The organism is Nitrospirillum amazonense (genome assembly GCF_007828045.1).
Lineage (GTDB): Bacteria > Pseudomonadota > Alphaproteobacteria > Azospirillales > Azospirillaceae > Nitrospirillum > Nitrospirillum amazonense_C.
This window is the reverse complement of record NZ_VITN01000063.1, coordinates 1-2,556: the sequence shown is the minus strand read 5'-3', so window position 1 is coordinate 2,556 and position 2,556 is coordinate 1. Positions and strand designations below refer to the sequence as shown.

The following is a 2,556-nucleotide window of genomic DNA, read 5'->3' as shown; positions in this document are numbered from 1 at the left end:
GACGCTGGGATACCTCAGCCCCATCGACTTCGAACAGAATGCTGAGGTAGCTTAATTGAGCCTATCCCGGTGTCATCCAATCCGGCAGCAGCCCACCTGGAGGAAATCAGCCGTCAGGTCCAGCCGAGCCATCACGCCATCGTCATCCTCGACGGCGCCGGATGGCATAAAAAGGGCGGGACGCTCAAGGTCCCTGCCAACATCTCTCTTCTTGCCCTGCCACCTTATTGCCCCGAACTGAACCCCGTCGAGAACGTCTGGCAGTTCCTTCGCCAGAACTGGCTGGCCCACACCGTGTTCAGCGCATACACCGACATCTTGGATGCCTGCTGCAGGGCTTGGAACAACATGGCAAACCAGCCAGGCCGTATCAGATCAATCGCTCAAAGAACCTGGGCAAAGGTCAATTATTAATGCCGTTGGTATAATATCGGCGTTCCAGGGTGGTTTTGCCGCCACGCTCGATTTCGGCTTCGACCATGGCGATGGCCTTGAGGCCGGGGAAGCGGGGTTCGCCGGGGAAGCGGCGGTCTGTGGTAAGCCAGTCGACTTCGTGGCTGACGACATGGCGGCGCACCTCGATGCGGCCGTGCTCGCCATCGGTCGTCTCGAACATGTCGGCGGCAGGCAGATCGTCGAAGTGGCGGATGACCTCGCTGTGCAGGTTGGGCCAGTTCTCTTTGATGGCCAGGAGGTAGTCGGCGCCTTTATCGAGAATCTTCTGGGCGATCTTGGTCTGGCAGCCCATCGCATCGATGGTGACGAGTGCCCCGGTCAACGCCAAGCGGTCGAGCAGCAGCGGAATGGCCGTGATCTCATTGGACTTTGCCTCGCAAGCTTGCTGGCACAGCACCAAGCGCTGCCGGCTGGCCCAGGCTGAAACGAGATGCAGCGGATTGCGATCCTTCGCCCGGTCATGCGTCCGCCGCGAGGTTTTACCGTCGATCGCGACGATGTCCGGCTCGGCCTCGCGCAGCCCCTCGACCCAGTCGCCGAAGCATCGCGCAAAAAGATCGCCATCGAGCGCGTTGAGGATGTCATTCAGCGTATCGTGGCTCGGAATCCCGCCCGCATAGGGCAAAAGCCGCCGCAGGAAATCCCGGTTCATCGTGCCCCAGCGCCGAATCTCAACGAAATCCTCAGCCCCCGCGATCGTCGCGCAGAGCACCACAAGCAGGATCTCCGGCAGTGGATAAACGACCTTCCAGGATTGCCGCGGATCGCTGAGCGCCGCAAAATGGTCGAGAAGCGAACCGGCCATCGAGAACTCCAGATCAATGGAGCCTCCTACGAATCACAGATCGCTACCGCTCCGAAAGCCCCTCTTGTCAAGACCCGCTTCAAGCGATTGCCGTGTATGCCCCTCACCGAAGCTTGGCGTCCCTGGACTGGGGCTGTATTAATGGGGTGAATGATTGCGGCCGGCGCCATGGCCGCCCACAGTCGATCCCTTAATTCACGAGAAGTTGAAAGCCATGATCGTTGTTACGGGTGGGGCCGGATTCATAGGTTCCAATTTGGTCGCCGGCCTGGAGGCCAAAGCTATCGGCCCGATTGTCGTGGTCGATCGGCTCCGCCAAGGGGGAAAGTGGCTTAACGTGGCCAAGCGCGGCCTGCACGACGTGATTACCCCGGAGCAGCTTCCGGAATTCCTGGACCGTCATGAGGACGACATTAGCGCCATCTTCCATATGGGTGCGATTTCCGCGACGACGGAAATGGACGCGGATCGCATCCTCGAGAACAACTTCCGTCTGACCCTGGACCTGTGGTCATGGTGCGCCAGCCGCAGCGTCCGGCTGATTTACGCGTCTTCGGCGGCGACTTACGGGGATGGCACGCGGGGTTTCGAGGACGACTTTACAGCTGAGGGCTTAGCGGCCCTACGGCCGTTGAACCCTTATGGCTGGTCCAAGCACCTGTTCGATCGCCGGGCGCGGGCGGCGCTGGATCGGGGGGAGGCGACGCCACCACAATTCGCCGGACTGAAGTTCTTCAACGTCTATGGCCCTAACGAATATCATAAAGGGGACATGCGTTCGGTTCCGGCCAAGCTTTATCCACAAATCATGGCTGGTGAAACCGCCCGGTTGTTCGCGTCCGACCATTCAGATTATCCCGATGGTGGCCAGGTGCGCGACTTCATCTGGGTGGGCGACGTAGTCAACGTCATGCTTTGGCTGTACGATACACCGAATGTCAGAGGCGTGTTCAATCTCGGCACCGGCAAGGCCCGCAGCTGGAACGATCTGGTGACCTCGCTCTTCACAGCAGTCGGGTTGCCCCCCCGTATCGATTACATACCCATGCCCGCCCATCTTAAAGGCAAGTATCAATACTATACGCAGGCGTCGATGGGGCGGTTGCGCACGGTCGGTTATTCAGCCCCTTTCACGGAACTCGAGGACGGCATCCGGCAGTACGTCCAGGTCTATCTGGCGGCGCCGGATCCCTATATCTGAAGGCTCTATTCGTAAGTCGCATTGATTTATGATAGAATGGCGGAAACGTTGGAGTTTTGCCGCCATGGACCACCCGAGCTTTCGCCGCTGGCTT

At 59.5% G+C, this 2,556-nt stretch carries 2 protein-coding genes and 1 pseudogene; 2 read left to right on the top strand and 1 reads right to left on the bottom strand.

Going from position 1 to position 2,556, the window contains the following annotated elements; all coding sequences use genetic code 11:
• The first annotated feature begins 54 nt into the window (after positions 1-54).
• Positions 55-414, top strand: a complete 360-nt coding sequence (locus tag FBZ89_RS30540) for a transposase (RefSeq protein ID WP_145754869.1) — start codon at positions 55-57, stop codon at positions 412-414.
• A 10-nt stretch (positions 415-424) separates the two neighbouring features.
• Here FBZ89_RS30540 and FBZ89_RS30535 read toward each other — a convergent pair.
• Positions 425-1,261 (bottom strand): annotated as a pseudogene (locus FBZ89_RS30535) (ISAs1 family transposase); the annotation flags it as partial.
• Positions 1,262-1,475: 214 nt separating this feature from the next.
• On the opposite strand from FBZ89_RS30535, the gene rfaD reads away from it, so the two are divergent.
• Positions 1,476-2,462: an ADP-glyceromanno-heptose 6-epimerase gene (gene rfaD, locus FBZ89_RS30530; protein WP_145754867.1), complete on the top strand. Its 987-nt coding sequence runs from the start codon at positions 1,476-1,478 to the stop codon at positions 2,460-2,462.
• The last annotated feature ends 94 nt before the right edge of the window (positions 2,463-2,556 follow it).

Bases quoted from the DNA above. Each gene is read 5' to 3' on its own strand.
- rfaD (WP_145754867.1), top strand. From the start codon at position 1,476: ATGATCGTTGTTACGGGTGGGGCCGGATTCATAGGTTCCAATTTGGTC.